Here is a 25,526-nt window from a genome sequence, read left to right on the forward strand (position 1 = left end):
CGACACGCCGTTTGATCACCTGCGCCGGGGGTATCCGCCTCCGGTGACTGCATCGCTCGACTACACCGTGGTGATCCCCACGACGGGCCGGGAGACGCTTCGGCCACTGCTCGACACCCTGCTCGGCGGGCACGGCCCGCGGCCGGCGGAAATCCTCGTCGTCGACGACCGCCCCGCCGGCGGCGAACTGGCCGTCCCCGACGGCGTCCGCGTGCTCCGCTCGGGCGGGCGCGGGCCGGCAGCGGCCCGCAACCTCGGCTGGCGCACCGCGAAGAGCGAGTGGATCGCCTTCGTCGACGACGACGTCGTCCTCGCGCCCGACTGGCCGCGGCAGCTCGCCGACGACCTCGTTTCGCTGCCCCCGGACGTCGCCGCCTCCCAGGGCCGCATCACGGTGCCGCTGCCCGCGGACCGGCGGCCGGCCGACGACGAACGCAGCACCGCCGGGCTCGAGCACGCGCGGTGGATCACCGCGGACATGGCCTACCGCCGCGCCGCGCTCGTCGAGGCCGGCGGCTTCGACGAGCGGTTCCCGCGCGCGTTCCGCGAAGACTCCGACCTCGCGCTGCGGGTCGCCGAAGCCGGGCACCGCATCGACCAGGGTGAACGGCTGACCACGCACCCGGCTCGGCGGGCCGGGTTCTTCTACAGCCTGAAAGCCCAGCGCGGCAACGCCGACAACGCGCTGATGCGGGCCAAGCACGGCGTGCTCTGGCGCCAGCGGACCGGCGCCGGGCACGGCAGGCTCGGCCTGCACGCACTGTCCACAGTGGCCGGTCTGGCCGCGTTGACGCTGCCGTTGCTGCGGCAGCGCGGCAAGGCGCTGCTCGCGGCCGGGGTGTGGGCGGGGCTGACGGCGGAGTTCGCCGGCCGCCGGATCCTGCCGGGCCCGCGGACCCCGGGCGAAGTGGCGCGCATGGTCGTCACCAGCGCGCTGATCCCGCCCGCCGCGTGCTATCACCGGCTGCGCGGGGAGATCGCGGCCCGGCGGCCCCGGCCCCCGGTGGCGGTGCTGTTCGACCGGGACGACACGCTGATCGTCGACGTCCCCTACCTCAACGACCCGGACGGCGTCCGCCCGGTGCCCGGCGCGGTCGAGCTCGTCCGCGGGCTGCGCGAGCGCGGGATCCCGGTCGGGGTGGTGAGCAACCAGTCCGGTGTCGCGAAAGGACTGATCACCCCGGACCAGCTCGCCGCGGTGAACGCCCGCGTCAAGGAGCTCTTCGGCCCGTTCGGCACCTGGCAGGTCTGCGTCCACGACGACGGCGACGGCTGCGCGTGCCGCAAACCCGCGCCCGGCATGGTGTTGCGGGCCGCCGGGGAACTCGGCGTCGACCCCGCGTCCTGCGTGGTCATCGGCGACACCGGCGCCGACGTCGACGCCGCGCTCGCGGCCGGGGCCCGCGCGGTGCTGGTGCCGACCGCCCGGACGCTCGAGCCGGAGATCGCCCGCGCCCGGCGGCACGCCGCCGTCGCGCGTGACCTGTCGGAGGCGCTGCGCGTCGCCGGGGTCGCCGGATGACCCGCGTGCTCGTCGCCCGCCAGGACAACCTCGGGGACGTCCTGCTCGCCGGGCCCTGCATCCGGGCGGTGGCCGCGTCCGCGTCGCACGTGACGCTGCTCGCCGGCCCGCACGGCCGCGCCGCCGGCGAACTGCTGCCGGGCGTCGACGACGTGCTCACCTGGACGGCGCCGTGGATCGACCCCGAGCCGCCGCCGGTGACCGCGACGGACACCGGCGCGTTCGTGGCGCGGATGCGGGCGCAGTCGTTCGACCGGGCGCTGATCCTGACGTCGTTCCACCAGTCCCCGCTGCCGCTGGCGCTGCTGCTGCGGCAGGCCGGGGTGCCGTGGATCGGCGCGATCTCCGAGGACTACCCGGGCAGCCTGCTCGACCTGCGCCACCGCGTCGACGGCGATCCGCCGGAGCCGGTCCGGATGCTGTCGCTCGCCGAAGCGGCCGGGTTTTCGCTGCCGCCGGACGACCACGGCGCCTTGGCGCTGCGGCGGCCGCTGCCGGAGATCACCCGGCTGACCGGCGGCGGGGCGTACGTCGTGGTGCACCCGGCGGCGTCGGTGCCCGCCCGCCAGCCGACGGCGGCGTGGACCCGCGAGACCGTGCGTGCCCTGGCCGCCGACGGGCACCGGGTCCTCGTGACGGGCTCGCCGGCGGAGCGAACGCTGACCCAGGAGGTCGCCGGGACGTCGGCGGTGAACCTCGGCGGCCGGACGTCACTGGCGGAGCTGGCGGCGGTGCTGTCCGGCGCACAGGTGGTGGTGGCGCCCAACACGGGCCCGGCGCACCTCGCGGCCGCGGCGGGCACCCCGGTGGTGTCGCTGTTCGCCCCGGTGGTGCCGGCCGAGCGCTGGGCACCCTACGGCGTCCCCACGATCGTGCTCGGCGACCAGCAGGCCCCCTGCCGCGCCAGCCGCGCCCGGGTCTGCCCGGTCCCCGGCCACCCGTGCCTCGACACGATCGACCCCGCCGACGTCTGCCGCGCGGTGACCGCCCTCGCCCAGCCGGGCGCGGTGGTCCCGGAGGACGCTGCGCTGACTTCGCCGCACTGAGGCCCGGGCGGCCACCGCCCGGGCCACGGCACGGTCAGCCGCCGATCTCCTTGCTCACACCGCTCGGCCCTTCGTAGGTCCGGTCGGGCAACCCGCGCACGACGTCGAGGGTGTCCGGGTCGGCGCCGTTCCTTTCGGCCGCCTGCACCAGGTCGTCCCGCTTGGCCGGGTAGTCGACGCCGGAGAGGTACTTCTGGAGTTCGATCGGGTTCGGCTTGCTCACGGGAGCGCTCCTTCCGTTCGGGAACCGCGCGATTACCCCGCCCGGCCACGCACACACGCTCAAGACGGCACCGGCTGCCCGCAGCCGTTCGCGTTTAGTCCCCGGGGGCCGTGGTAGCCGACAGGGGACGAAAGGAGCTGCCCGTGTCGCTCCCTGCGCCTCTGCCCGCCGAAGCCGCTTCGCCGCGACGCGCCGTCGTCACCGGCGCCGACTCCGGTATCGGCCGCGCGGTCGCCGTCGCCCTCGCCGGCGGTGGCCTGGACGTCGGCGTCACCTACCACTCCGATGCCGATGGCGCCGAGGAAACCGCCGCCGAGGTCCGGTCGCACGGGGTCGCCGCGCATGTGCGGCGGCTCGACCTCACCGAGCTGCCCGGCGCGGCCGATGTCATCGATGCGTTCGCCGACGACCTCGGCGGCCTCGACGTTCTGGTCAACTGCTCCGGTACCGGCAGCAGCGAGCGCGTCACCGACCTCAGCTTCGAAAAGTGGCGCCAGGTCCTCGATGTCGACCTCGACGGAGTCTTCCTGCTTTCGCAGCGTGCGGCCCGGCACATGATCGACGCCGGCCGTGGCGGGCGGATCATCACCATCACCAGCGTCCACGAGCACGTGCCCCGCGTCGGCGCCGCGCCGTACTGCGCCGCGAAGGCCGGGGCCGGCGCGTTGACCCAGGTGCTCGCGCTGGAGCTGGCCGAGCACGGCATCACCGTGAACTCGGTGGCGCCCGGCGAGATCTCCACCCCGATGACCGGCCAGGCCGACGCCGACCCGCGCGAGCAGGACCGGCCCGGCATCCCCCTGGGCCGTCCCGGCCACGCCGCCGAAGTGGCGGCCGCGGTCGCGTTCCTGGCGACGCCGGCGGCCGGGTACATCACCGGCACGTCGCTCGTCGTCGACGGCGGCCTGCTGCTGATGGGCGCCCAGCACGGCACCGCCTACCGCGGGCACGACTGGCGTTCCCCCTGAGACCAGGGGCCCGCGTCCCGGCTGCAGGGACCGGCGCGGGTCCCGGCCACGGGCCGGACGGCGGCTCCCCCAGCCCGCCGTCCGGCCCTTTCCACTCCTCCGTTTCTCCCCCGATACCGCGGGTAACCGCGCGGCGAGGGAGAAGGAGGCACCCATGACGTCCGCCGAGACCCGTCCCCGGACCGCGGCGAGCTGGCTGCGCCCCGTCGTCGCCGTGCTCGGGCTGAGCTACCTCGTGCTGGGGATCGCCGGGTTCCTGACGCCGGAAACCGCCGCGGTCGGGCACGAAACCAGCCGCGCCGTGTGGATCTTCAGCGTGACCCCGCTGCTCAACCTGGTCCACACGGCCGTCGGCGTGCTCGGGTTGCTCGCCGCGACCCGCCGCACCGGCGCGATCATCTACTGCTGGGTGCTGTTCGTCGGCTTCACCGGGATGACCGCCTACGGGATCCTGGCGACCGCGCTCGTCAACCCGGAAGACCCGATCAACCTGAACTGGGCGGACAACTGGCTGCACGGCCTGACCGCGATCGCCGGGCTGGTGCTCGGCATCGTCGCCGCGCGCGCGGTCAACCGGGCTCGATCGTTTCGGCGGCCGGCCACCGGGTAGCCGGGAAGAACACGGGTGAAGGAGGTTCCATGCACCGCGAAAGCGACCAGCATTCCCCGCGGGAGGACGACGCGCAGAAGGCCGAACTGCGCGGGACCCTGCAGGGCAACGGCCCGTCCCACGCCGAACAGTGGCGCGACCCCGAACTCCCGGCCGACGACGAGGCCGAAGTCCCGCCGCTGGGCGGCGGCGCATGACCGCGGGCGTGGAGCGGCGCACAGTCGTGGTGCACCACCGGCTTCACGCGGACTTCGCCGTGCCGTTCCCGTGGCTGCAGCGCCTGCTCGGCCCGGGCAGCGGCCTGGAACTGGACGCCGGCGGCCTGCGCGTCCGGTTCGGGCCTTGGCTGGTCGAAACTCCGCTGAGCAACCTCGCCGGCGCGGAAGCGACCGGCCCGTACAGCATCCTGCGCGGCCTCGGCGTCCGCCTGTCGCTGGCCGACCGCGGCCTGACGTTCGGCACGACCACCCGCGGCGGCGTGTGCCTGCGGTTCCGCGAGCCGGTGACGGGCATCGACCCGTGGGGCCGGATCCACCACCCGGGGCTGACCGTGACGGTGTCCGAACCGGAGCTCGTCGCCGAGGCGATCAACCGGATCGTGGCGGGGTCATGACGGCGGCGCGCATGCTGGCGGTGGCGGTCGACTGCCGTCAGCCTGACCTGCTGGCCGAGTTCTGGGCGGCGGCGATCGGCGGCGGCAAGACCCGGACGTGGACGGACTCCCATGGCACGACGTATCGGCAAGTCGACTTCGAGGACGGCCCGGCGCTGCTGTTCCAGCCGGTACCGGAGGACAAGGCCGGCAAGAACCGGCTGCACCTGGACCTGGCCCCGGTGGAGCAGGACCAGCGGGCCGAGGTGGAACGCCTGGTGATGCTCGGCGCGAAAGTCCTCGAGGACCCGGCCGACGACCCGTGGATCGTGCTCGCCGACCCGGAGGGCAACGAATTCTGCGTGCTCCCGCCGCGGTGACTTCAGGGCCGGCCGACGGGGTCGCCGGCGTAGCTGGCCAAGCGCTCGTCGAAGCCGTCCGCGGCGCCGGGTCTGCGGAAGTCCGGGGGGTCGGGGCGGCCCGGGTACCCCTCGCGGTAGAGCGCCTTCACGAACGCCTCGACGGCTTCGGGCGGGGGCAGCACGTCCTGGCCGAGGTAGGCCAGCACGATGACTTCGTCGCCGCTCGCCGACTCGACCGCCGCGGCCCAGCCGTCGCGTTCGTCCCACAGCAACGCCGTTTCGTGTCCGGGGAACCGCGCGAGCCGCTGCTCCAGCGCGACGTACGCGCCGGCGGGGACGTCGATCTCGCAGAACCAGGCGGGCGCATCCAGCTTGGCCGCCACGGCCAGCAGGTACTGCCGCAGCCCGCGCGCCGCCGCGCCGAGCCCGTCCCGTTCGATCATCCCGCACCCACTTCTCCGGTCGGTGCCCCCGTCGGGTGATACCCCGTCACCCACCCGGTCAACCCGGGCCGACCCGGGTGGCGCAGCATCGCACCGACCGTCCTCTGTGGAGGACCCACGGTCACCGGAAGAGCAGGTCCAGCACGTCTTCGTCACTCGTCTGGTGGAAATCGGCGTACCACTGGCCCACCGCGCGAAAACCCGGCGGTTCGGCCACGCAGACGACGTCGTCGGCTTCGCGACGCACTCGCTCGGCGGCGGCCGGGGCGGCGACCGGCGTGGCGAAGACCAGCGTGCGCGGCCGGACAGCCCGGACGTCACGCAGCGCCGCTGTCGCCGTCACTCCGGTGGCCAAGCCGTCGTCGACGAGGATGACGTCACGGCCGGCGACGACGACGGGGGCCCGGCCGGCGCGGTAACGCCCGAGCCGCCGGCGCGCCTCCGCCCGCTCGCGGGCTTCGATTCGCGCCATCCGCGCGGCGGTCAGCTCGAGGGCGCGCAGGGCGGCTTCGTCGTAGATCGCCGGGCCCTCCGCGGTCACCGCGCCGACGCCGTACTCGCGGCGGCGCGGGGCGCCGATCTTGCGCGCCACCGCGACGTCCAGGGCGGCGCCGAGCCGCCGGGCGACGACGGCGGCGACCGGCACCCCGCCGCGGGCCAGCCCGAGCACGAGCGGGTCGGTCCAGGCGCGACCCCGCAGCTCTTCGGCGAGGCAGCGGCCGCCGTCGGCCCGGTCGGCGAAGACCCGCGCGGCCATCACCGCGGCGGGTGCACGCTCACGGACGCCACTCCTCGCGCCAGTCGGGGTGGGCCTCGTACACGGACGCGACCAGCTTGACGGACGCGTCGTCGTGGGCGTCGCGGATCTCCCGGCGCAGGAACTCCGCCTTCTCGGCGAACGGCACCGGGTGCCGGTCCTCCATCGCCTCGACCGGCCCGCCGGCCAGCAGCAGCCCGTCCTCGTCGTCGGCGTACATGATCCGCAGCCGCCCGCGCCGCTCGGCTTCGTCGATCAGCGGCAGTTCACCCGCCCGGACGCGCTCTTCGTCCTCCGCGAGCCGGGCGAGCACGAATTCGTCGAGCTTGGCGGTCGTGGTGTCGTCGAGATTCGTCATGGGTCCGGGTTACCCGCGCGGGCGCGCGCTCAAGCGTCCACGCGGCTCAGCCGGCGGGCCACCGCGAACCCGGTGCCGAGCAGCACGGCACCGCCGGTGATCCACGGCCACAGCGGCACCGAGCCGTCATCCGCCGGCTGCGCGGCCACCGCCGCGGCCGGCACCGCCACCCCCGGGCCCGCCACGGCGAGCCGGAACGGGATGCTGCCGGAAACCGGGTGGCCGTCGGCCGAGGTGACCCGGTAGCGGATGGTGTAGCCGCCGGCCGGGCCGAGCGGCCGCAGCGGGGCGGACACCCGGGCGTCCACAATGGACGCCGGGCCGGCCTCCCAGTGCGAACCGCCGTCGGGCCCGAGGACGGCGAGTTCGGTGAACCGGTTCTCCACCGGCTCGTCGAACTCGAGCACGACCTCGGCCGGAGCCACCTCGAGCGACGCGTCCGCGGCCGGCGAACTGGACACCAGGACGCTGTGGGCGGCCGCCCCGGGGGCGGCGAGCACGGCCGCCGCCCCGGCGGCCGCCAGCGCGGCGGCGATCCGGACGGGGAAGGACCTGCGGGAAGTCATGTTTTCTCGCCTTCTCTCCGAATTCGAGCGACGGCCGAACCGTAGCGAGCACATCCGGGGCCGCGGCCGAAGGCCGTGAAACGGCTGTGTTAAGCAATTCTCACCAGCACATCCGAGCGCCGGTCCACAACCGGGCAAACCGGACGACTACGCCGCTCGTCGGTGCCGCCGGCCACCCGAACAGCCCAGCGAAACCGGCTTTCGGCCCAGCATCTCACCGTGCCGAGCCGTTCTCGGGCCGCTCGACTTTACCTGGCCTTCACGTGAGGATCACCCCGCGAAACGTGGCGGCTGGTTTATTGCTCCCACATCCCCACCTTTCCTGCCGCACCGGAATTCCGGCACCGCCTTTTCCGCGAAGCGCTTTCCCGTTCTTTGGAGGACGAAACCGTGCGAGGACCCGCCCTGCGCCGTGACCACGTCATCGCCGCGAGCCTGGCCGGCGCGGTCGTGGTCGTCGTCGGCTACGCCTCCGGCATCGGGCTGCGCCCGGGCGGCGCCGCCGACGCGGCCACCCCGCCGGTGGTCGCGGACGGCGGGCACCCGGCCGCCCCGGAAACCCCGGGCGGGCAACCACTCCCCTCCGGCCTGCCACCGTCGGGCGTGCCACCGGTTCCGCTGCCCGCGCTCCCGGTGGGCGACCAGCCGGCGACCGCCATGCCACCGATGCCGGGCGACGTCGGCGTGCAGCCGCCCCCGGAGCCGCCTTCCCCGGAACCCACCCTCCCGCTCCCGCCCCCGCCGACGTCGACGACTCCGCCGGCTCCGGCGCCACCCGGACCCGGCGTGCCCGAGTGCCGGCCCGGTGTGCCGCAACAGGTTCTGGACACCGTCGGCGGGCTGCCGCTGCTCGGGAGCCTGACCACCGGCCTGGGGGTGACCGGGCCGGACGGGCTCGGCGCCCTCGTCCTCGGCTACTGCCGCACGGCCGACGGCAGCCTGGTTCCCGCGGACGCGGCCGGGTTCGCGGCCCCGGCCGTCCCGAATGGACGGTGAGCCGTGGACCCCGTCAAGGCGTGGTACGTGCTCGCACGCGCCGTCGACTACGCCGGCTTGACGCTGTTCGCCGGCGGCCTGCTGTTCCTGGCCGTGCTGTGGCCTGCGGGGGCCGGCCACCGCGGGGCCCGGTCGGTGGTGGTGACCGGCTGGACCCTCGGCCTGCTCGGCACGCTCGCCGGGCTGGGCCTGCAGGCCGCGTGGGCCGCGCAGCGGCCGCCCGGCGACTTCCTGGACTGGGACCTGCTCGGCCCGGCACTGGACAGCCAGTTCGGCCGGATCTGGTTCGCCAGGGCACTGCTGTGGCTGCTCGGCGGGGTCGTGCTGGCCTGGCTGCTGCAACGCGGCCGCGCCGCCGCCACGGCGTTGCCCTGGCGCGCCGGGGCCGGGGCGGTGCTGGCCGGGCTGCTCCGCACGACCGGGCTCACCGGGCACGCGGTGGAGAGCACCCGGCCGTGGCTGACGCAAATCGCGGACTTCGCGCACCTCGCGGGCGCTTCGGCCTGGATCGGCGGCCTGGCCGTGCTGCTGTTCGGCGTCCTCGCCCGGCGTGACCCCGAAGAGCTCGCCACGGTGATCCCGCGCTACTCGAAACTGGCGATGACGTCGGTCGCTGTCGTGGTCGCCGCGGGCGTGGTGCTCGCGTGGCAGACCGTCGGCAGCGTCGGCTGCGTGTTCGGCACGGCCTACGGGCGGACGCTGCTGGTCAAGCTGGCCGTGCTCGCCGTCGTCCTGCTCGCCGCCCAGGCCAGCCGCAGCTGGGTCGGGCGCCGCCTCGACTTCGCCGTCGTCCTGCGCGGGGACGCCGGCACCGTCCGCCCGTTCGTCCACTCCGTCGCCGCCGAGACCACGCTCGTGCTCGTGGTCCTGCTGGCGGCGAGCTTCCTCGTCACGGCCAGTCCCGGCCGCTGATCTCCCCGCGAAAGGAGTCCCTCGATGGACAACCCCACCCCCACCGCCCCCGAGCAGCCGGAGGTGGTGCGGCGACGGCGGACCTGGCCGGTCGCCGTGGCGGTCCTCGCCCTGGCGACGGCGCTGTTCAGCCTCGCCACGCTGCGCGGCGGGCAGACCGAGCAGGCCGCACCGAGCCAGGCCGCGAACGTCGACCTCGCCGCCCTGGCCCAGCAGGGTCCCCTCGCCGTCCCGCTCTACCAGGGACTCGCGCAGGAACAGGCCGGTGGCGCGGCTCCTGCGGCCGCGGCGCCTTCGGCGAAGGCCGTCGAAGCCATGGGCTACAAGTTCTCGCCGGCCGACCTGACGATCAACGTCGGTGACACCGTGACGTGGACCAACCACGACACCGCGCCGCACAACATCGTGGTCACCGACGGGCCGGAGAAGTTCACCTCGCCGACCCTGCAGACCGGCCAGACGTTCAGCCACACCTTCACCCAGGCCGGCAAGTACTCCTACTACTGCTCGATCCACCCGGACATGAAGGCGACCGTCACCGTGACCGGCGCGGCGCCGACCAGCGCCCCGCCGACCTCGGCCCCGACGTCCGCCCCCACCTCGGCACCGAGCCACTCGATGCCGATGCCGTCCACCCCGGCCGGCGGCTCCTGCGTGCCGAAGGCGGTCCTGCAGCCGATCCTCGACCACGTCAAGAGCGCGCATCTGGAGACCTCACCGGGTCAGCAGGTGCAGGACATCCTCAACCTGGACCAGTACCTCAAGACCCACACGGTGTGGCTGGAAACCGTGCTCGCCCCGGCGTTCGACGGGTCGGCGGACAAGGTCGTCACCGACACGCTGGCGCCGATCCTCGCGCACATCAAGAGTGCGCACCTGGAGACGTCGCTGGGCCAGCAGGTGACCGACCTGCTGAACCTCGACCAGTACATCAAGACGCACACGGTGTGGCTCGAAACCGTGCTCACGCCGTTGCTGAACCAGGCGAGCTGCTGACCCCGCGGGTGGCCGGGGCTTCCCGGCCACCCGCTCTCTCCCCGGAGGCCCTCCCCCATGTCCGACACCGCCGTCCTGCCGGCGACCCGCTACACCCTGCGCCGCGACCGCTGCGTCATCGAGCTTTCCCCGCGCCCGCCGCTGATCCGCGCCCGGCTGACCGCGACCGGCGGGCACTGGACGCCCGGCTCGGCGCTCACGGTCACCCTCGACCCCGGCTCCCTGCGGACGCCGATCCCGTTCCTGCACCGCGCGTTCCGCGGCGGGGAAATCACCTTCACCGCCGACGAGGTGGCCGAGGACCCCTTCGTCGCCGAGGGCCGCGTGGCCGGCCGTGACGTGCGCCTGCGCGGGGACGTCCGGCACCGGGACGACCACAGTGTCGTCGTCTGGGCCGCCGGGATCGTCCCGCCGGCCCGCCGGAAACCGCGGCGCGCCGGGGCACTCGTGCGGCTGCTCGCCCGGCGGCGGCTGCGCGTGGAGATCGCGATCGAGTTCGTCCGATGAGGCGCGCCGCTCTCATCGTCGCCGGCCTGCTGCTGTTCCTGGACCTGCCGTTCGCCGGCCCGGCCGCCGCGGCGACGCAGCAGGTCATGATGCAGGACTACGCCTACTCCCCCGCCGCGCTGACCGTGCGGGCCGGCGACACGGTCACGTGGATGCAGCACGACGAGGCTCCGCACGACGTCGTCACGACGAGCGCGCCGGTCGCGCTGCGCAGCCCGCGGCTGTCGGCCGGCCAAAGCTGGAGCTACACGTTCCGGGAACCTGGCACCTACTCCTACTACTGCTCGGTGCACCCCGACATGCGGGCCACCGTGACGGTGCTGCCCGCGCCCACGACGGCCGCGCCCAAGCCGGCGGCCACGGTGCCCCGGACCACGCCGCCGCCGCGCGCCACGACCGGGGCCGCCCCCGCCGTCGCGGTGCCGTCCGCCACCTCTGCGGCCACCACGTCCGCGGCGGCGGCTACGGCGGCTCCGGCCGCTGCTCCGAACCCGCAGCCGGTCCAGCAGGCGGCCGCGACGACCTCGCCGTCGCTGAACCCGATGCTGCTGGTCGCCGGGCTCGTCACCGGCATCGCGGTGCTGTGCCTGCTGCTGCTCGGTTCGCGGCAGCCGTGAATTCCTGTCCGGAAACCTGTCCCAGCAAAGGACTGGACCAATAATATCAGCCGTTCACAATGGAAGCATCGTCCTTCAGCGCGGAAGGTGACCGATGAACTTCCTTGTGCCCCTGCTGACCTTCGTCATGGCGGCCGCTCCGACACCGACGCCGGCACCGGCCGCCGCGCCGCTGGCGACGATCTGCAACAAGTACTGCGACGCGCGGGATCCCGCGTCGTCGCCCGGCGACCGCGAAGGCGCTTCGGCCGGCGTCGGCGGCCGGCGGATCGCCCTGCACCTCGACGACGGCGACGCCATGGGGTGGGCGGCGATCACCGGCGGCGCGGCCGGCGACCACGTCTGGCTGGACCGCTCGTTCGACGCCGGGCGCACGTGGGCATCCGGCAGCAAGCTCGGTGACACGGCGACGCCGTCGGGCGGGACCGGGTGGCGGACGCTGATGTACAACGCCGACGACTGGGCGAACCGCGGCGTCGGCCTGCTGCGCGCGTGCGGGCAGCCCGCGGGCTCGGGCAGCATCGCCTGCACCGGCTGGGCCCGCCCGACGTGGAACGCCTGGGACCGCCGCACCGCGGCCGCCACGGCGCTGATGGAGCGCTACAACCTCGGCACCGGCCTGTTCGACACGACCGGGTGGTGGAATTCGGCCAACGCGCTGACCGCGATCGTCGACAACGCCCGGATCAGCGGCATGGGCAGCTACCGCTACGCGATCGACACGGCGTACACGAAGAACCTCGCGGCTCAGGGCGGCCAGTTCCGCAACGACTACCTCGACGACACCGGCTGGTGGGGCCTGGCGTGGGTGGACGCCTACGACCTGACGGGCGACAGCAAGTACCTGAACACCGCCCGAGCGGACGCGGACCACATGTACGCGTACTGGGACGGCGTCTGCGGCGGCGGGGTCTGGTGGAGCACGAGCCGGACCTACAAGAACGCCATTCCGAACTCGCTGTACATCCAGCTGAACGCGGCGCTGCACAACCGGATCCCGGGTGACACGGCGTACCTGTCACGGGCTCGGGCGGGCTGGAACTGGTTCGCCGGCAGCGGGATGATCAACGGCTCGAACCTGGTCAACGACGGCCTGACCACGTCGACGTGCGCGAACAACGGCCAGGCGGTGTGGTCGTACAACCAGGGCGTGCCGTTGACGGCCCTGACCGAGCTCTCCCGCGCCACCGGCGACGCGAGCCTGCTGACGAAGGCCCGTGCGATGGCGAACGCGTCGACGTCGAACGGATCGCTGAACCCCGGTGGCATCCTCCGCGACCCGGGCGAGAGCGCGGGCGGCGGCGGGGCGGACGGCCCGACGTTCAAGGGCGTGTACGCCCGCGACCTGGCGGTGCTCAACGCGGCCCTCTCGGACCACCCGTACACGGCCTACCTGCAGCGTCAGGCGAACTCGGCCTACGCGAACGACCGGAACAGCGCGGACGCGTACGGCCTGCTGTGGGCCGGCCCGTTCGACCAGGCCGACGCGGCCCGGCAGCAGAGCGCCCTGGACCTGATGAACGCGGCCCCCTGACCGCGGGTGGCCGGGCTGTCGTGAGTGGTAAGGCGAGTTAGAACTCGCCTTACCACTCACGAGCTCAGAGCGTCTTCTCCAGCCGGCCGGCCAGCAGCTTGATGAACCGCGACGGGTCGGCGAGCTCGCCGCCCTCGGCCAGCAGCGCCATGCCGTACAGCAGCTCGGCCGTCTCGGCGAGACCCTCGTCGTCCGGCCGCGCGGTGTGTGCCTCGCGCAGGCCCGTCACCAGCGCGTGCTCCGGGTTGAGCTCCAGGATGCGCTTGATCGGCGGCAGCTCCTGCCCCATCGCCCGGTACATCTTCTCCAGCGTCGGGGTCAGGTCGTGGGTGTCGCCGACGATGCAGGCGGGCGATGTCGTCAGCCGCGACGACAGCCGGACCTCCTTGACGGTGTCGCCCAGGGCCGTCCCCATCCACGTCAGCAGGCCCTCGAAGTCCTTGTTCTGCTGTTCGCGGGCGACCTCGGTGGCCTTCTTGTCCTCCTCCGACTCCAGGTCCACCTGGCCCTTGGCGATCGACTGGAACTGCTTGCCGTCGAAGCCCGGCACCGCGTCGACCCACATCTCGTCGATCGGGTCGGTCAGCACCAGCACCTCGAAGCCCTTGGCGCGGAACGCCTCCATGTGCGGCGAGTTCTCGATCGCCGAGCGCGACTCGCCGGTCATGTAGTAGATGTGCTGCTGGCCGTCCTTCATCCGCTCGACGTACTCGCGCAGCGACGTCGGCTTCTCGGCGTCGTGCGTCGAGGCGAACGACGAGATCTCGAGGATGGCTTCGCGGTTCTCGAAGTCGTCGAGCAGGCCCTCCTTGACCGCCCGGCCGAACTCGCGCCAGAACGTCGCGTACTTCTCGGCGTCGGCGGTCATCATCGTCTTGACCGTCGAGAGCACCTTCTTCACCAGGCGACGGCGGATCAGCTGGATCTGCCGGTCCTGCTGCAGGATCTCCCGCGACACGTTGAGCGAGAGGTCCTGCGCGTCGACGACGCCCTTGACGAACCGCAGGTACTCGGGAACCAGCGACTCGCAGTCGTCCATGATGAAGACGCGCTTGACGTAGAGCTGCACGCCCCGCTTGCGCTCGCGCAGGAACAGGTCCATCGGCGCGTGTGACGGCAGGAACAGCAGCGCCTGGTACTCGAACGTCCCCTCGGCCTGCAGCCGGATCGTCTCCAGCGGGTCCTGCCAGTCGTGGCTGACGTGCTTGTAGAACTCGTGGTACTCGTCCTCGGTGACCTCGCTCGACGACCGCGCCCACAGCGCCTTCATCGAGTTGACGGTCTCGGCCTCCGCGTCCTCGCCGTCGCCCCGCATCCGGATCGGCCAGGTGATGAAGTCGGAGTACTTCTTCACGATCTCGCGGATCTTCGCCGCGGACGTGTAGTCGTAGAGGTGGTCCTCGGTGTCCTCGGGCTTGAGGTGCAGGGTGACCGCGGTGCCCTGGGCCGCGTCTTCGACCGGCTGGATCGTGTACGTGCCTTCGCCGGTCGACTCCCAGCGGACGCCTTCGGTCGTGCCCGCCCGGCGCGTCACGAGGGTGACCTTGTCCGCGACCATGAAGCTCGCGTAGAACCCGACGCCGAACTGCCCGATCAGGTCCTGCGACGCCGCCGCGTCCTTCGCCTCCTTGAGCTTGGTCAGGAAGTCCGCGGTACCGGACTTGGCGATCGTCCCGATCAGGGCGACGACCTCGTCGCGGGTCATCCCGATGCCGTTGTCCCGGACCGTCAGGGTCCGCGCCTCCGGATCGGTCTCGAGCTCGATGTGCAGGTCGGCCGTGTCCGCCTCGAGGTCCTTGTCGCGGTACGACTCCAGCCGCAGCTTGTCGAGGGCGTCGGAGGCGTTGGACACCAGTTCCCGCAGGAAGGTGTCCTTGTTCGAATAGATCGAATGGATCATCAGCTGGAGCAGCTGACGCGCTTCCGACTGGAACTCCAGCGTCTCGATCGGGGCAGTCACTTCCGTTCCTTTCCGCATGTCAAATGCCGAGGCCGGGTCGATCCTACCGAGCGCGGCCGGCGGTTCCGACCGCGCACTTTATGAACGCAATCTCGGACACGAGCGCTCCCGGTGTGATGCTGGCCACGCTCCGCTGCCGATCAAGGAGGATCGAGTGCCCGCACGCTTCGCCCGGTGGACGGCCGTGTTCGCCGCGGCCTGTGCCCTGACCACCGCCTTCGCCGGGCCCGCCACCGCGGCCGGCGTCGCCGGCCACCCCGTCCGCACCACCGGCTGCGGGCGCCCCGCCGGGTTCCCGGCCGGGGTGACGACCACCCGCCACGTCACCTCGGGCGGGCTCGACCGCGAATACACCGTCCACCTGCCCGCCCGCTACGACCCGCACCGGCCCTACCCCCTGGTCCTGTCGTTCCACGGGCACAAGCGGACGTCGCAGTACCAGGAGGAGCTGTCCGGCTTCTCGGCGCTGAACGCGATCGCGGTCTACCCGCAGGGCCTGATCGGCACCGACGGCGAGTCCGCCTGGACCGGCGCGCCCTATTCGGCCGCCGCCGACGACGTGCTGTTCACCAGCGACCTGCTGGACTCGCTGCAGCGCACGCTGTGCGTCGACCCCGCGCGGATCTACGCCGCCGGCAAGTCCAACGGCGGCGGGTTCGTCGGCGTGCTGGCGTGCCGGCTGGGCGGCCGGATCGCGGCGTTCGCGCCGGTGTCCGGAGCGTTCTACCCGCAGGGCGGCGCCTGCCGGCCGCGCCGCCCGGTGCCGGTGCTGGACTTCCACGGCACCGCCGACACGACCATCCCCTACGCCGGCAACCCGGCGAAGGGCCTGCCGCCGATCCCGGACTGGCTGACCGCCTGGTCCACAAGGGACGGTTGCCGCACCACTCCGGTGACGTGGACGCCGGTTCCCGGGGTCGTGGCGCAGAAGTGGCTCGGCTGCGACCGCCGCGGCGCGCTCGAGCACTACCGCGTCGAAGGGGCCGGGCACGTCTGGCCCAGCACCCGGCCGAACAACGATTCCGCGACGCCCACGGTGATCGACGCGACCCCGGTCATCTGGCGGTTCTTCCGCGCGCATCCACTGTGGTGAAACACGATTGACGCACCGCTTTCCTCTCGGCGACGATTTCGCCGGGAGAAAGAGGTGTGTTGTGAAGGTACTCGTCCTGAACGCCGGTTACGAACCGCTGCAGACCGTTTCGGTGCCGCACGCGATCCGCATGCTCGTGCGGCACGTCGCCGAAATCCACGAGGCCGAAGACGGTCTCGCGTACGGGCTGTTCCCGCGCCCGAAGATCGTGCGGTTGCTGCGGTACGTCGTCATGAAGTGGCGATATACGCAGCCGCCGCGCTGGTCCCGCCGCGGCGTGCTGACCCGCGACGGCCACCGCTGCGCGTACTGCGGCGCGAAGGCCACGACGATCGACCACGTGACGCCGCTGAGCCGGGGCGGCGCGCGGACGTCGTGGCTGAACACGGTCGCCGCCTGCGGTGGCACGGCCCGCAGCTGCAACGCCCGCAAGGCCGACAAGCTGCCGGCCGAAGCGGGGATGAAGCTGCGGTTCACCCCGTACGTCCCGGCGTGGGACCAGCTGCACCGGCCGGGCGCGTGAGCGCGGCCTGCCCGTCGGCGCACCGGCGGGCAGGCCGTTAGGCTCGAACCGAACGTCGTCCGCATCCGTGTGTTCCGGGGGAAGCCGGGAGGTCGTCGTGACCGACGCAGGAGAGCTGGTCGCCGGGCGCTACCGGCTGGCCGAACGCATCGGCCAGGGGTCGATGGGCGTCGTCTGGCGCGCCCGCGACGAGCGGCTCGACCGGGTCGTCGCGGTGAAGCAGCTGGACTACGACGCGGCCATCGGGCCGGCCGCCGGTGCGCAGGCCGCCGAGCGTGCGCTGCGTGAGGCGCGGCTGACCGCGCGCCTGCGGCACCCGCACGCGATCACGGTGCACGACGTCGTCGAGGCGCCCGGCGGGCCGTACCTGGTCATGGAGTACCTGCCCTCGCGCAGCCTGGCGGAGATCCTGCGCGACCGCGAGACGCTGCCCGCCGACGAGGTGGCGCGCATCGGCGTGCAGGTCGCGTCGGCGCTCGCCGCCGCGCACGCCGAGGGCGTCGTGCACCGCGACGTCACCCCCGCCAACGTCCTCCTCGGCGAGTCCGGCGTGGTCAAGATCGCGGATTTCGGCATCTCCCGGGCGACCGGCGAAGGCACGGTGACCGGCGGCGGCTTCATCGCGGGCACGCCCGCCTACCTGGCGCCCGAAGTGGCCGGCGGCCACGAAGCCGAGTACCCGGCCGACGTCTTTTCCCTGGGCGCGACGCTCTACCGGACGCTCGAGGGCGCTCCGCCGTTCGGCAACGACGACAACGCGATCGCGCTGCTCCTGCGCATCGCCAAGGAGGACGTCGTCCCGCCGCGCCACAGCGGCCCGCTCGCCGAGGTGCTCACCCGGATGCTGCAGCGGGATCCCGCAGCGCGCCCGGCGATGGCGGAGGTCCAGGAGCTGTTCGAAGCGGTCACCGGCGGCCGCCCGCTGCCCCCGCCCCGCCCCCGGCCGCGGGCCGGGACCCGGCTGCTGCGCGTCCACCGTCCCCGGCGCCGGCTCGTCCTGGCCGGCGCCGCGGGCGCGGTGCTGCTGGCGCTGGGCGTGGTGATCGGCACGGTGATCGTCCCGGACAGCGCACCCGCGGCCGCGCCGGTCCCGTCGGCCGCCCCGTCCTCGGCCGTGTCCTCGACGTCACCGGCCCCGGCCGCCACGACCCCGGCCGACCTGGGCTGCGCCGCCCGCTACGAGGTGACGAACTCCTGGCCCGGCGGCTACCAGGTGGAGGTGACGGTCCGGAACGACCGCGGCGCCGGCCTGCCGGGCTGGCGCGTCCGCTGGACGCTGCCCGCCGGGCACCGCATCACCGGCCTGTGGAACGGCACCTTCACCGTCGACGGTTCCACAGTGACGGTGGAAAACGCCGCGTGGAACGCGAAACTCGACGCGAACGCGACCACGACGTTCGGTTTCATCGCCCTGACGCAGAACGGAACCGGCGACGCCCGCCCGGCCGTCTCCTGCCGGACGCTCTGACTGTCCGTAGTTGCTCCGATCAGCGTAATTCCCGGGAGATCGAGAACCGGCCTCAACGGTCCGCGCGGCTGACCCGTCGGAAGTGGTGATCAACCATCAGACGGAGGTGCCAGTGCGAAGAAATCTTTCGGTGCTCGCGGTGCTGCTCGCCGGTTCGGCCGGGCTGACCGGGCTCGCCCCGCCGCCGGCGGTCGCGGCCGGGTCGTCGGCGACCGCCACCCTGATCACCGGCGACCGGGTCACCGTCCGGACCGCCCCGGACGGCCGCGACACGTTCGAAATCCAGCCGGCCGCGGCCAAGGGCATGGCGCGGGCGCTGGTCCACCTGCGGCTCGGCGGCCGGGACTACGAAGTCCCCGGCACCGCGCTCCCCTACCTCGGGCGCGGGCTCGACCTGAGCCTGTTCGACGTCAAGGCGTTGCTGGCGGGCGCCGCGAACCCGGCCGGCACCGCGACCTTCGGCGCCGCGCTGGCCCAGCAGTTCAAGGAGGACAACGCCCGGGGCCGCTTCGGCGGGCAGGGGCTCTTCGCGAACGGGACGCGCTACGCGGCGGCCGGCGCGCCGAAGCGGCAGGCCGTCCGACCGCGGTCGGTGATGCGCACGGTGTCCGTCGACGCCACCGACATCGCGGGCAAGCCCGCCGACACCGGTATCGCGTTCCTCTACAACACCGACGACGGCAACACCCTCGCCCCGGACGAGAACTTCAACTACTTCTCCGGCGGCACGGCCAAGTTCAGCGTGCCGGACGGCAACTACAGCGCCCTCGGCGTGTTCTGGACGGCCGACGCCGACGGCAACCCGACCGAGCTGCGGTTCAGCGCGCAGCCGGAGCTCGCGGTGAAGGCGGACGCGACCGTCCGGGTCGACGCGAAACGCGCGTCCAGCAGGCTGACCTGGGTGACCCCGCGCCCGGCGCTGCTCGACGACACCGGGTTCCTCTTCCGCCGGGCCGCCAAGACCGGGCCGGCCCTGGTCGTCGACTTCGACGGCGGCCCGGGCGTGCCGGTCTCGGTGTCGCCGACCGCCGCCCCGGTGCGCACCGGGGCGCTGCAGACGTACCCGTACAGCAGGCTCGTGTCCCCGCCCGGGCCCGGCACGCCGTACGAATACGTGCTGCAGAAGGCCACCGTCGGCACGATTCCGCAGCAGCGGTACGTGATCACGGCGAAGGACGTCGCCACGGTGGACGCCACCTACTACAGCGAGTACAGCTCGGTGGGCCGGCGGCAGCGCAGCGGCATGTTCACCTTCGAGGACGGCGGCGGCCGGCCGTCGCACCTGATCGACCTGCCGCGGAAGCAGACCGAGTACGTCTCCGCGGCACCCGACCTGGTGTGGTTCGGCGGGATGTCGAAGTACGTGCTGCCCGGCCCGTTCCCCGGCTGGGCGGGCGGCCAGTACGAGGCGTTCCACAGCTACCAGGGCGGCTCGTCGGTCACCGAAGGCTGGAACCGCTTCCCGCTGCACCCCGCGGGTGCGGTGGCGCTGCCGGGCGGCTCCGCGATCTACACCCTGCCGGCCGCGACCCGCGCCGGCGACCTGCTGCGGTTCTCGATCACGCCGTTCAGCGACAACCAGCCGGGCCACACGGGTTTCGGCTACTACGGCGAGCCGCGGGACACCATCACCGGGCACTACCGGCTCACGCAGGACGGCACCACCCTCGCCGAGGGCACGCCGACAGGCGGCGGCTTCGAAGCCGCGTTCCAGCAGGAAGCCACGCCGGGTCCGGCGACGCTCGGGCTCACGGTCGACGCCGGGCGCACCGGGCCGATGTACCGGCAGAGCACGGCGAGCCACACCGAGTGGACGTGGAAGTCCCAGCACGTCGAGGGCGCGCAGCTGCCGCCGGCGTGGTACTGCGCCCGCGGCGACGACGGGCCGGACCGCGCGTGTGCGGTCGAGCCGCTGCTGACCCTGCAGTACGCCGTCGGCGGGCTCCGGCCGGACGGGTCCACCGCGAGCGGCCCGCAGAGCCTGGACCTCACCGTCGGGCACCTGCAGCAGAGTGCCGCTTCGCCGATCGCCGGCGCGACCGTGCAGTACTCCACCGACGGCACGACCTGGCAGGACGCGACCGTCACCGCGCGCGGCGACGGCGTCTTCCACGCGGACTTCCCGGTGACCACGGAGGCGTTCCGCGGTACGGACGTCTCGCTGCGGGTCACCGCGTCCGACGCCGCCGGGGCGACGATCGCCGAGAGCGTCACGGCCGCCTACCACGTCTACACGTCCTGAGGGGAATGTCCACTGTGAACAGACGATGGATCGCAGCGCTGGCCGCGGTGGTCGCGGCGGCCGGCCTGGCCACCCCCGCGGCGGCCGCCGCACCGGTCGCCCGCCCGGCCTGCCCCGAACCGGCCCCCGGCCAGGCGCGGTGCCTCACCACCTACCCGCCGCGCGCGGTGCGGGCGTTCGCCGACGGGCCGGCCGGCTGGGGCGCCGGCGACCTCGCGTCGGCGTACCGGCTGCCGGAGCAGGCCGGACCGGACACCGTCGTCGGCATCTCGATCGCCTTCGACGCGCCGAACCTGGAGGCCGACCTGGGCACCTACCGGGCGCAGTACGGCTTGCCGCCGTGCACCACGGCGAACGGCTGCTTCCGCAAGGTGAACCAGCAGGGCGCGGCGGCGCCGCTGCCGCCGGCCAGTTTCGGCTGGGGCCTTGAGTCCACTTTGGACGTGTCGATGGTGTCGGCGGCGTGCCCGTCCTGCCGGATCCTCGTCGTGGAAGGCGATTCGCCGGAGTTCGCCGACCTGGCGGCGACGGAGGACACCGCGGTGCGGCTGGGCGCGAAGGTGGTGTCGAACAGCTACGGCGCCCGGGAAGGCGGCGCCCCGCTGGCGTACGCGAGCCACTACCAGCACCCGGGCGTGACGGTGGTGGCGTCCTCGGGCGACGCCGGCTTCACGGCGGCGAGCTATCCGGCGGTGCTGGCTTCGACGGTCGCGGTCGGCGGGACGTCGCTGGCGCGCGACCCGGATTCGCCGCGCGGGTGGGCGGAGCAGGCGTGGCAGTACGGCGGCAGCGGCTGCTCGGCCTACATCGCCAAACCGAAGTGGCAGCACGACACCCACTGCGGCAAGCGGACGGTCGCCGACGTGTCGGCGGTCGCGGACAGCCTGGCGGTGTACAACACCGACGTCGGCGGCTGGCTGCCGGTGAACGGCACGAGTGCCTCGGCCCCGTTCGTGGCGGGCCTGTACGGCCGTTCGGGCCGGGCGGGCACGGCCCAGCCGGCCGACGTGTACGCCAACGCGGCCCGGTTCGTGGACGTCACCACGGGCAACAACGACCCCGTGGGCGCCGGTAAGAAGTGCGGCGGCGACTACCTGTGCGTCGCGGGCCCGGGCTACGACGCTCCCACGGGCGTCGGGGTGCCGAACGGCCTGAGCGGCTTCTGAGGGCCTGACGTGAACGGCTCCGGCCGGGAGCCGTTCACGTCAGCCCAGGCCGGGGCGGCAGAGCCCGCGCTCGTAGGCGAGCAGGCCCGCGCCCGTCCGGTGGGCGCAGCCCAGCTTCCGCACCACCCGCGCCACGCAGTCCCGCACGACCGGCTCCGGCAGTCCGAGCCGGTCCGCGATCTCGGCGTTCGTCAGCGCCGCGCCCACCGCCGCGAGGACGTCGGTCTCGCGGGCCGAGAGCCGGTCCACCTGCGCGAGCCGGTCGTCGCGCGGACCGGACAGGCGCGTGGCGGCCGACACCAGGCGGCGGGAGGCGTCCGGGGACAGCACGAGGTGGCCGTCGGCCGCCAGGCGGACCACCTTGACGAGGTCGTTGCGGCGGGCCGAACGCAGCAGGAAGCCCGCCGCGCCGTCGCGCAGCGCGCGCAGGATGGCCGCGTCCGAGTCGAAGGTGGCCAGCGCGACGACCGCCGGGCGCCGGGGCAGCGCGTCCGGCCAGGTCAGCCGCAGGTCCAGCAGCAGCACGTCCGGCAGCCGGCGCCGGAGGGTGACGCGGGCCGCCGTCGCGTCGGGGGCCGAACCGACGACCTCGATGCCGTCCGCGTCGTCGAGGATCCGGCCCAAGCGGGCACGCACCGCCGGGTCGCGCTCGGCCACCAGGACCCGGACCGGCGGTGCGAGCACCCGGTCAGTCCTTGGCCCGCAGGCGGATCAGCGGCAGGTCGGTCTTCGACGCGCCGACCAGGTCACGCCCGCCCGGGCCGCGCAGCCGCAGCTCGCGGAAGCGCACCGACGACAGCTGCGCGGCTTCGATCGGGTAGACGTCGCCGTAGCGCCGGATCTTGTCGACCAGTTCCTTGCCGAGCAGCTCGACGAGGCCCGCGTGCCGGGTCGCGCCGCCGCCCAGCGGCACGTCCAGCTGCGCGCGGACCTCGGGGAACCGCTGGTCCAGCTCGACGGCCAGCTGGTGGATGGTGACGTAGGCCCGGCCGAACTCGGTGGCGTCGGGACCCGGCGGGATCTCCGTGAGCACCTTGACGAGCTTGTCGTCCATCCCGAGCTTGTCCCACAGGGTCACGTCTTTTCCTCCACATGCGGCCGCCGTTGGTCTACCAGAGGACCGGCACGCGGTCCACTCCCCCGGTGACACGGTTGGTCCGGATCCGGAGTTCATCGACGTCGACGGCCAGGCGCAGCCCCGGGAACCGGCGGAACAGCGAGCCGAAGACGACGCGCAGTTCGGTGCGGGCCAGGCTGGCGCCGATGCAGAACCAGCCACCGTAGGCGAACGAGACGTGCGAATTCGGCTTGCGGGCGGGGTCGAACGCCCCGGGCTCGGGGAACACGCTCTCGTCCCGGTTGGCCGCGGCGATCGACAGGACGAGCGCGTCGCCGCGCGCGATCTTCACCCCGCCGAGCTCGACGTCGTCGTGGGCGTACCGCAGCAACCCGAGCGGGCTCGGCGCGGACAGCCGCAGGATCTCTTCGACGACGCCGTGCACGAGACCGTCGGGATCGGCGGCCAGCGCGTCCCGCCGGGCGAGGTCGGTGAGCAGGTAGAGGACGCCGAGATCGATCCGGTTGGAGGTGGTTTCGTGGCCGGCGAACAACAGACCGGCAGCGAGCCGCGCGAGATCGTCGTCCTTGAAGGAGGGATCCTCGGCCTGCGCGCGCACCATGTCCGAGACGACGTCCGGCCCGGGATCGCGCCGCTTGCTGTCGGCCAGCCGGCTCATGTAGGCGGCGAACTCGTCGAGCGCGGCTTCCGCGCCACTGCCGATGTCCATCCGGCCCATCCGCTCGGAGAGCACCCGGAACGTGTCGCGGTCCTCGTACGGAACGCCGAGCAGTTCGCAGATCACCAGCACGGGCAGCGGGAAGGAGAGGTGTTCGTGCAGGTCGACGGCCCCGCCGTCGCGCCGGGCGCGTTCCATGGCGGCGAAGCAGCCGTCGGCGAGTTCCTGCACGTGCCCGGCGAGCCGCCGGATCCGGTTGGCGGAGAAGGCGGGCACGAGCATCCGCCGCATCCGCGCGTGCTCGGTGTGTTCGGTTTCGTGGTCACCCTGCGGCCGGCTGAGGATGGCGGCATCCGAAAGCGCGGACGCCTCCTCCGGCGCGGGGTGCGACCGCCCGAACCGCGGATCGGTGAAGACGGCCCGCACCTCTTCGAACCCGGTGACGAGCCAGGCGGGATCACCGGTGGGAGTGGTGACCGGAACAACCGGCCCCTGCCGGCGAAGCACCTCGAAGAGCGGCGCGATTTCCAGGACGTTCGGCCGATCGAACGGCAGACGCGGAACGGTGGCGGTCATCGGGTCCCTCCCGGAGGCACGGCACGGCCGGCACGAATCACAGGCGGCCCGGTCACCGGCCGTTCCCCCCGGTCCCCCGCAATCCACGGTACTCAGGAACCCGCCCCCCGGACACGGAAACCGGCTTCCCCGCCCGATCGGGCCATCACCGGGTCGGCCACGGGCCAACAACGGCCTTCGAGGCGCGCCCCGGCGCCCGCGAACCGACCCGCCCCACTGCGGCAACGCGGCTCGGCGCCGGCCGACCGCCCGGACCGCAGACCCAACCGCGATCACCGCCGGCCGAGCGCCCGGCTAAAGCAGCTGCCAGGCCCGCGTCAGCGTGTCCCGCAGGATCTGCTCCATCTCGTCGAACTCCCGCTGGTCGCAGACCAGCGGCGGCGACAGCTGCACGACCGGCTCGGCCCGGTCGTCCGCCCGGCAGTACAGGCCCGCCTCGAACAGCGCTTCCGACAGGAACCCCCGCAGCACGCGCTCGGACTCCGCCGCGGTGAACGTCTCCTTGGTCGCCTTGTCCTTCACCAGCTCGATGCCGTAGAAGAACCCCGCGCCGCGGACGTCCCCGACGATCGGCAGGTCCGTCAGCTTGTCCAAAGTGGACCGGAAGGCGGTCTCGCGGCGGAGGACGTGGCCGTAGAGGTCCTCGCGCTCCATCAGGTCCAGGTTCGCCAGCGCCACCGCGCACGACACCGGGTGCCCGCCGTAGGTCGAGCCGTGCATGAACGTCGTTTCGCCGCGGGTGAACGGCTCCATCAACCGCTCGGAAGCCAGCACCGCGCCCAGCGGTGCGTAGCCCGACGTCAGGCCCTTCGCCGTCGTGATGATGTCCGGCTGGTAGCCGTAGCGCTTGGCCGCGAAGTCGTGACCGAGGCGGCCGAACGCGCAGATCACCTCGTCCGACACCAGCAGGACGTCGTGCTTGTCGCAGATCTCCCGCACCCGCGCGAAATAGCCCGGCGGCGGCACGAAACAGCCGCCGGTGTTCTGCACCGGCTCGAGGAACACCGCCGCCACCGTGTCCGCGCCTTCGAACTCGATCGCCTGCTCGATCCGGTCGGCGGCCCAGCGGCCGTACGCCTCGTAGTCGTCGGCGTGCTCGGTCGCGCGGTAGAAGTTCGTGTTCGGCACGCGCAAGCTGCTCGGCACCAGCGGCTCGAAGTCCGCCTTCGCGCCGGGGATGCCGGTGATCGACAGCGCTCCCTGCGACGTCCCGTGGTAGGCCAGCGCGCGGCTGATCACCTTGTGCTTGCCCGGCTTCCCGACGAGCTTGAAGTACTGCTTCGCGAGCTTCCACGCCGTCTCGACGGACTCGCCGCCGCTGACGGTGAAGAACACGCGGTTCAGCTCGCCCGGCGCCGCCGCGGCCAGCCGCGAAGCCAGCTCGATCGCCGTCGGGTGCGCGTGGCCCCACAGCGGGAAGTACGCGAGCTGCTTCGTCTGCCGCGCGGCGGCTTCGGCGAGTTCCTCGCGGCCGTGGCCGACCTGGACCGCGAACAGCCCGGCGAGGCCGTCCAGGTAGCGCTTCCCGCGGGCGTCCCAGATGTACGGGCCTTCGCCGCGCACGATCACCGGGACGTCGGTTTCGTCGTAGGCCGAGTGGCGGGTGAAGTGCATCCAGAGGTTGCTGCGGGCCGCCTGGGCGAGGCTCGAGGCGTCGGCGGAGGCGCGGTCGGCGGTAGTGGTCATGCCTCGGTTTATCGCACGCATCGAGCCCGCGGCGCAAGCGATTCAGTCGTCCAGCCGAACTTGGACG

28 protein-coding genes are annotated in these 25,526 nt (G+C 73.2%); 18 read left to right on the top strand and 10 right to left on the bottom strand.

All coding sequences use genetic code 11. The features are described from left to right. The first annotated feature begins 43 nt into the window (after positions 1-43). Positions 44-1,522, top strand: a complete 1,479-nt coding sequence (locus AB0M93_RS27205; protein ID WP_364277669.1) for an HAD-IIIA family hydrolase — start codon at positions 44-46, stop codon at positions 1,520-1,522. Continuing rightward, a complete protein-coding gene (locus AB0M93_RS27210) occupies positions 1,519-2,568 on the top strand; it encodes a glycosyltransferase family 9 protein (RefSeq protein WP_364277672.1) in 1,050 nt (349 codons plus the stop codon). Before AB0M93_RS27205 ends, AB0M93_RS27210 begins: the two co-directional genes overlap by 4 nt. Positions 2,569-2,602: 34 nt before the next feature. Here AB0M93_RS27210 and AB0M93_RS27215 read toward each other — a convergent pair whose 3' ends face one another. Next, complete coding sequence (locus AB0M93_RS27215; protein WP_364277674.1) at positions 2,603-2,791, bottom strand: DUF2795 domain-containing protein; 189 nt, start codon at positions 2,789-2,791, stop codon at positions 2,603-2,605. A 143-nt stretch (positions 2,792-2,934) separates the two neighbouring features. Here AB0M93_RS27215 and AB0M93_RS27220 point away from each other — a divergent pair, with 143 nt between their 5' ends. From AB0M93_RS27220 to AB0M93_RS27240, 5 genes are all read left to right on the top strand, one after another. Continuing rightward, complete coding sequence (locus tag AB0M93_RS27220) at positions 2,935-3,759, top strand: SDR family oxidoreductase (protein WP_364277677.1); 825 nt, start codon at positions 2,935-2,937, stop codon at positions 3,757-3,759. Between the two features lie 154 nt (positions 3,760-3,913). Further along, positions 3,914-4,369, top strand: coding sequence for a DUF4383 domain-containing protein (locus tag AB0M93_RS27225; protein ID WP_364277680.1), 456 nt, complete (start codon positions 3,914-3,916; stop codon positions 4,367-4,369). Between the two features lie 29 nt (positions 4,370-4,398). Further along, complete coding sequence (locus AB0M93_RS27230; protein WP_364277683.1) at positions 4,399-4,566, top strand: hypothetical protein; 168 nt, start codon at positions 4,399-4,401, stop codon at positions 4,564-4,566. After that, on the top strand, positions 4,563-4,982 hold the full coding sequence (locus tag AB0M93_RS27235) for a hypothetical protein (protein WP_364277686.1): 420 nt from the start codon (positions 4,563-4,565) through the stop codon (positions 4,980-4,982). The genes AB0M93_RS27230 and AB0M93_RS27235 overlap by 4 nt, the downstream gene beginning before the upstream one ends. Further along, positions 4,979-5,341, top strand: a complete 363-nt coding sequence (locus AB0M93_RS27240; protein ID WP_364277689.1) for a VOC family protein — start codon at positions 4,979-4,981, stop codon at positions 5,339-5,341. The genes AB0M93_RS27235 and AB0M93_RS27240 overlap by 4 nt, the downstream gene beginning before the upstream one ends. Positions 5,342-5,343: 2 nt before the next feature. Here AB0M93_RS27240 and AB0M93_RS27245 read toward each other — a convergent pair whose 3' ends face one another. The 4 genes from AB0M93_RS27245 to AB0M93_RS27260 form a co-directional block, all read right to left on the bottom strand. Further along, positions 5,344-5,766: a DUF6292 family protein gene (locus AB0M93_RS27245; protein ID WP_364277692.1), complete on the bottom strand. Its 423-nt coding sequence runs from the start codon at positions 5,764-5,766 to the stop codon at positions 5,344-5,346. Positions 5,767-5,887: 121 nt separating this feature from the next. Further along, positions 5,888-6,523: a phosphoribosyltransferase family protein gene (locus tag AB0M93_RS27250; RefSeq protein ID WP_364277694.1), complete on the bottom strand. Its 636-nt coding sequence runs from the start codon at positions 6,521-6,523 to the stop codon at positions 5,888-5,890. A gap of 19 nt (positions 6,524-6,542) precedes the next feature. Then, entirely contained in the window at positions 6,543-6,881 is a 339-nt protein-coding gene (locus tag AB0M93_RS27255; RefSeq protein ID WP_364277697.1) for a hypothetical protein, read from the bottom strand. Positions 6,882-6,910: 29 nt separating this feature from the next. Further along, positions 6,911-7,447: a copper resistance CopC family protein gene (locus AB0M93_RS27260; RefSeq protein WP_364277699.1), complete on the bottom strand. Its 537-nt coding sequence runs from the start codon at positions 7,445-7,447 to the stop codon at positions 6,911-6,913. 390 nt (positions 7,448-7,837) lie between these two features. Here AB0M93_RS27260 and AB0M93_RS27265 point away from each other — a divergent pair, with 390 nt between their 5' ends. The 6 genes from AB0M93_RS27265 to AB0M93_RS27290 all read left to right on the top strand — a co-directional run bounded on the left by AB0M93_RS27265 (position 7,838) and on the right by AB0M93_RS27290 (position 13,009). Further along, positions 7,838-8,443: a hypothetical protein gene (locus AB0M93_RS27265; RefSeq protein WP_364277702.1), complete on the top strand. Its 606-nt coding sequence runs from the start codon at positions 7,838-7,840 to the stop codon at positions 8,441-8,443. A gap of 3 nt (positions 8,444-8,446) precedes the next feature. Beyond that, on the top strand, positions 8,447-9,355 hold the full coding sequence (locus tag AB0M93_RS27270; protein ID WP_364277705.1) for a CopD family protein: 909 nt from the start codon (positions 8,447-8,449) through the stop codon (positions 9,353-9,355). Between the two features lie 24 nt (positions 9,356-9,379). After that, positions 9,380-10,351: a cupredoxin family copper-binding protein gene (locus AB0M93_RS27275; protein WP_364277708.1), complete on the top strand. Its 972-nt coding sequence runs from the start codon at positions 9,380-9,382 to the stop codon at positions 10,349-10,351. A gap of 57 nt (positions 10,352-10,408) precedes the next feature. After that, positions 10,409-10,858 carry a hypothetical protein gene (locus AB0M93_RS27280; protein ID WP_364277711.1) on the top strand — a complete coding sequence of 150 codons (450 nt, stop codon included), beginning with the start codon at positions 10,409-10,411 and terminating at the stop codon, positions 10,856-10,858. Continuing rightward, the gene (locus AB0M93_RS27285) at positions 10,855-11,475 is read left to right on the top strand and encodes a cupredoxin family copper-binding protein (RefSeq protein ID WP_364277714.1); all 621 of its coding nucleotides are present in this window, start codon (positions 10,855-10,857) and stop codon (positions 11,473-11,475) included. The genes AB0M93_RS27280 and AB0M93_RS27285 overlap by 4 nt, the downstream gene beginning before the upstream one ends. 94 nt (positions 11,476-11,569) lie before the next feature. Then, positions 11,570-13,009 (top strand): glycoside hydrolase family 76 protein, encoded by a 1,440-nt coding sequence (locus tag AB0M93_RS27290; protein WP_364277717.1) that lies wholly within the window; start codon positions 11,570-11,572, stop codon positions 13,007-13,009. A gap of 64 nt (positions 13,010-13,073) precedes the next feature. Here AB0M93_RS27290 and htpG read toward each other — a convergent pair whose 3' ends face one another. Further along, a complete protein-coding gene (htpG, locus tag AB0M93_RS27295; protein ID WP_364277720.1) occupies positions 13,074-14,969 on the bottom strand; it encodes a molecular chaperone HtpG in 1,896 nt (631 codons plus the stop codon). Positions 14,970-15,123: 154 nt separating this feature from the next. Here htpG and AB0M93_RS27300 point away from each other — a divergent pair, with 154 nt between their 5' ends. The 5 genes from AB0M93_RS27300 to AB0M93_RS27320 all read left to right on the top strand — a co-directional run bounded on the left by AB0M93_RS27300 (position 15,124) and on the right by AB0M93_RS27320 (position 21,461). Then, positions 15,124-16,062, top strand: coding sequence for a ferulic acid esterase (locus tag AB0M93_RS27300; RefSeq protein ID WP_364277723.1), 939 nt, complete (start codon positions 15,124-15,126; stop codon positions 16,060-16,062). Between the two features lie 61 nt (positions 16,063-16,123). Beyond that, positions 16,124-16,585: an HNH endonuclease gene (locus AB0M93_RS27305; RefSeq protein ID WP_364277726.1), complete on the top strand. Its 462-nt coding sequence runs from the start codon at positions 16,124-16,126 to the stop codon at positions 16,583-16,585. Positions 16,586-16,682: 97 nt separating this feature from the next. Further along, positions 16,683-18,053, top strand: coding sequence for a protein kinase (locus tag AB0M93_RS27310; RefSeq protein ID WP_364277729.1), 1,371 nt, complete (start codon positions 16,683-16,685; stop codon positions 18,051-18,053). 112 nt (positions 18,054-18,165) lie between these two features. Then, positions 18,166-20,295 (top strand): hypothetical protein, encoded by a 2,130-nt coding sequence (locus AB0M93_RS27315; protein ID WP_364277732.1) that lies wholly within the window; start codon positions 18,166-18,168, stop codon positions 20,293-20,295. Between the two features lie 5 nt (positions 20,296-20,300). Continuing rightward, positions 20,301-21,461 (top strand): S8 family serine peptidase, encoded by a 1,161-nt coding sequence (locus AB0M93_RS27320; protein WP_364277735.1) that lies wholly within the window; start codon positions 20,301-20,303, stop codon positions 21,459-21,461. A 39-nt stretch (positions 21,462-21,500) separates the two neighbouring features. On the opposite strand, the gene AB0M93_RS27325 is transcribed toward AB0M93_RS27320, so the two are convergent. The 4 genes from AB0M93_RS27325 to AB0M93_RS27340 form a co-directional block, all read right to left on the bottom strand. Beyond that, a complete protein-coding gene (locus AB0M93_RS27325) occupies positions 21,501-22,145 on the bottom strand; it encodes a response regulator transcription factor (RefSeq protein WP_364277738.1) in 645 nt (214 codons plus the stop codon). A 4-nt stretch (positions 22,146-22,149) separates the two neighbouring features. Beyond that, positions 22,150-22,539: a hypothetical protein gene (locus AB0M93_RS27330; RefSeq protein WP_364277740.1), complete on the bottom strand. Its 390-nt coding sequence runs from the start codon at positions 22,537-22,539 to the stop codon at positions 22,150-22,152. Between the two features lie 31 nt (positions 22,540-22,570). Then, positions 22,571-23,773, bottom strand: a complete 1,203-nt coding sequence (locus AB0M93_RS27335; RefSeq protein ID WP_364277743.1) for a cytochrome P450 — start codon at positions 23,771-23,773, stop codon at positions 22,571-22,573. 294 nt (positions 23,774-24,067) lie between these two features. Then, on the bottom strand, positions 24,068-25,459 hold the full coding sequence (locus tag AB0M93_RS27340) for an aspartate aminotransferase family protein (protein ID WP_364277746.1): 1,392 nt from the start codon (positions 25,457-25,459) through the stop codon (positions 24,068-24,070). Positions 25,460-25,526: the final 67 nt, after the last annotated feature.

It is taken from the genome of Amycolatopsis sp. NPDC051102 (assembly GCF_040682815.1).
Classification (GTDB): domain Bacteria; phylum Actinomycetota; class Actinomycetes; order Mycobacteriales; family Pseudonocardiaceae; genus Amycolatopsis.

Bases quoted from the DNA above. Each gene is read 5' to 3' on its own strand.
- AB0M93_RS27210 (WP_364277672.1), top strand. From the start codon at position 1,519: ATGACCCGCGTGCTCGTCGCCCGCCAGGACAACCTCGGGGACGTCCTG.
- AB0M93_RS27225 (WP_364277680.1), top strand. From the start codon at position 3,914: ATGACGTCCGCCGAGACCCGTCCCCGGACCGCGGCGAGCTGGCTGCGC.
- AB0M93_RS27230 (WP_364277683.1), top strand. From the start codon at position 4,399: ATGCACCGCGAAAGCGACCAGCATTCCCCGCGGGAGGACGACGCGCAG.
- AB0M93_RS27235 (WP_364277686.1), top strand. From the start codon at position 4,563: ATGACCGCGGGCGTGGAGCGGCGCACAGTCGTGGTGCACCACCGGCTT.
- AB0M93_RS27240 (WP_364277689.1), top strand. From the start codon at position 4,979: ATGACGGCGGCGCGCATGCTGGCGGTGGCGGTCGACTGCCGTCAGCCT.
- AB0M93_RS27245 (WP_364277692.1), bottom strand. From the start codon at position 5,766: ATGATCGAACGGGACGGGCTCGGCGCGGCGGCGCGCGGGCTGCGGCAG.
- AB0M93_RS27250 (WP_364277694.1), bottom strand. From the start codon at position 6,523: ATGGCCGCGCGGGTCTTCGCCGACCGGGCCGACGGCGGCCGCTGCCTC.
- AB0M93_RS27255 (WP_364277697.1), bottom strand. From the start codon at position 6,881: ATGACGAATCTCGACGACACCACGACCGCCAAGCTCGACGAATTCGTG.
- AB0M93_RS27260 (WP_364277699.1), bottom strand. From the start codon at position 7,447: ATGACTTCCCGCAGGTCCTTCCCCGTCCGGATCGCCGCCGCGCTGGCG.
- AB0M93_RS27275 (WP_364277708.1), top strand. From the start codon at position 9,380: ATGGACAACCCCACCCCCACCGCCCCCGAGCAGCCGGAGGTGGTGCGG.
- AB0M93_RS27280 (WP_364277711.1), top strand. From the start codon at position 10,409: ATGTCCGACACCGCCGTCCTGCCGGCGACCCGCTACACCCTGCGCCGC.
- AB0M93_RS27285 (WP_364277714.1), top strand. From the start codon at position 10,855: ATGAGGCGCGCCGCTCTCATCGTCGCCGGCCTGCTGCTGTTCCTGGAC.
- AB0M93_RS27290 (WP_364277717.1), top strand. From the start codon at position 11,570: ATGAACTTCCTTGTGCCCCTGCTGACCTTCGTCATGGCGGCCGCTCCG.
- AB0M93_RS27320 (WP_364277735.1), top strand. From the start codon at position 20,301: ATGTCCACTGTGAACAGACGATGGATCGCAGCGCTGGCCGCGGTGGTC.
- AB0M93_RS27335 (WP_364277743.1), bottom strand. From the start codon at position 23,773: ATGACCGCCACCGTTCCGCGTCTGCCGTTCGATCGGCCGAACGTCCTG.
- AB0M93_RS27340 (WP_364277746.1), bottom strand. From the start codon at position 25,459: ATGACCACTACCGCCGACCGCGCCTCCGCCGACGCCTCGAGCCTCGCC.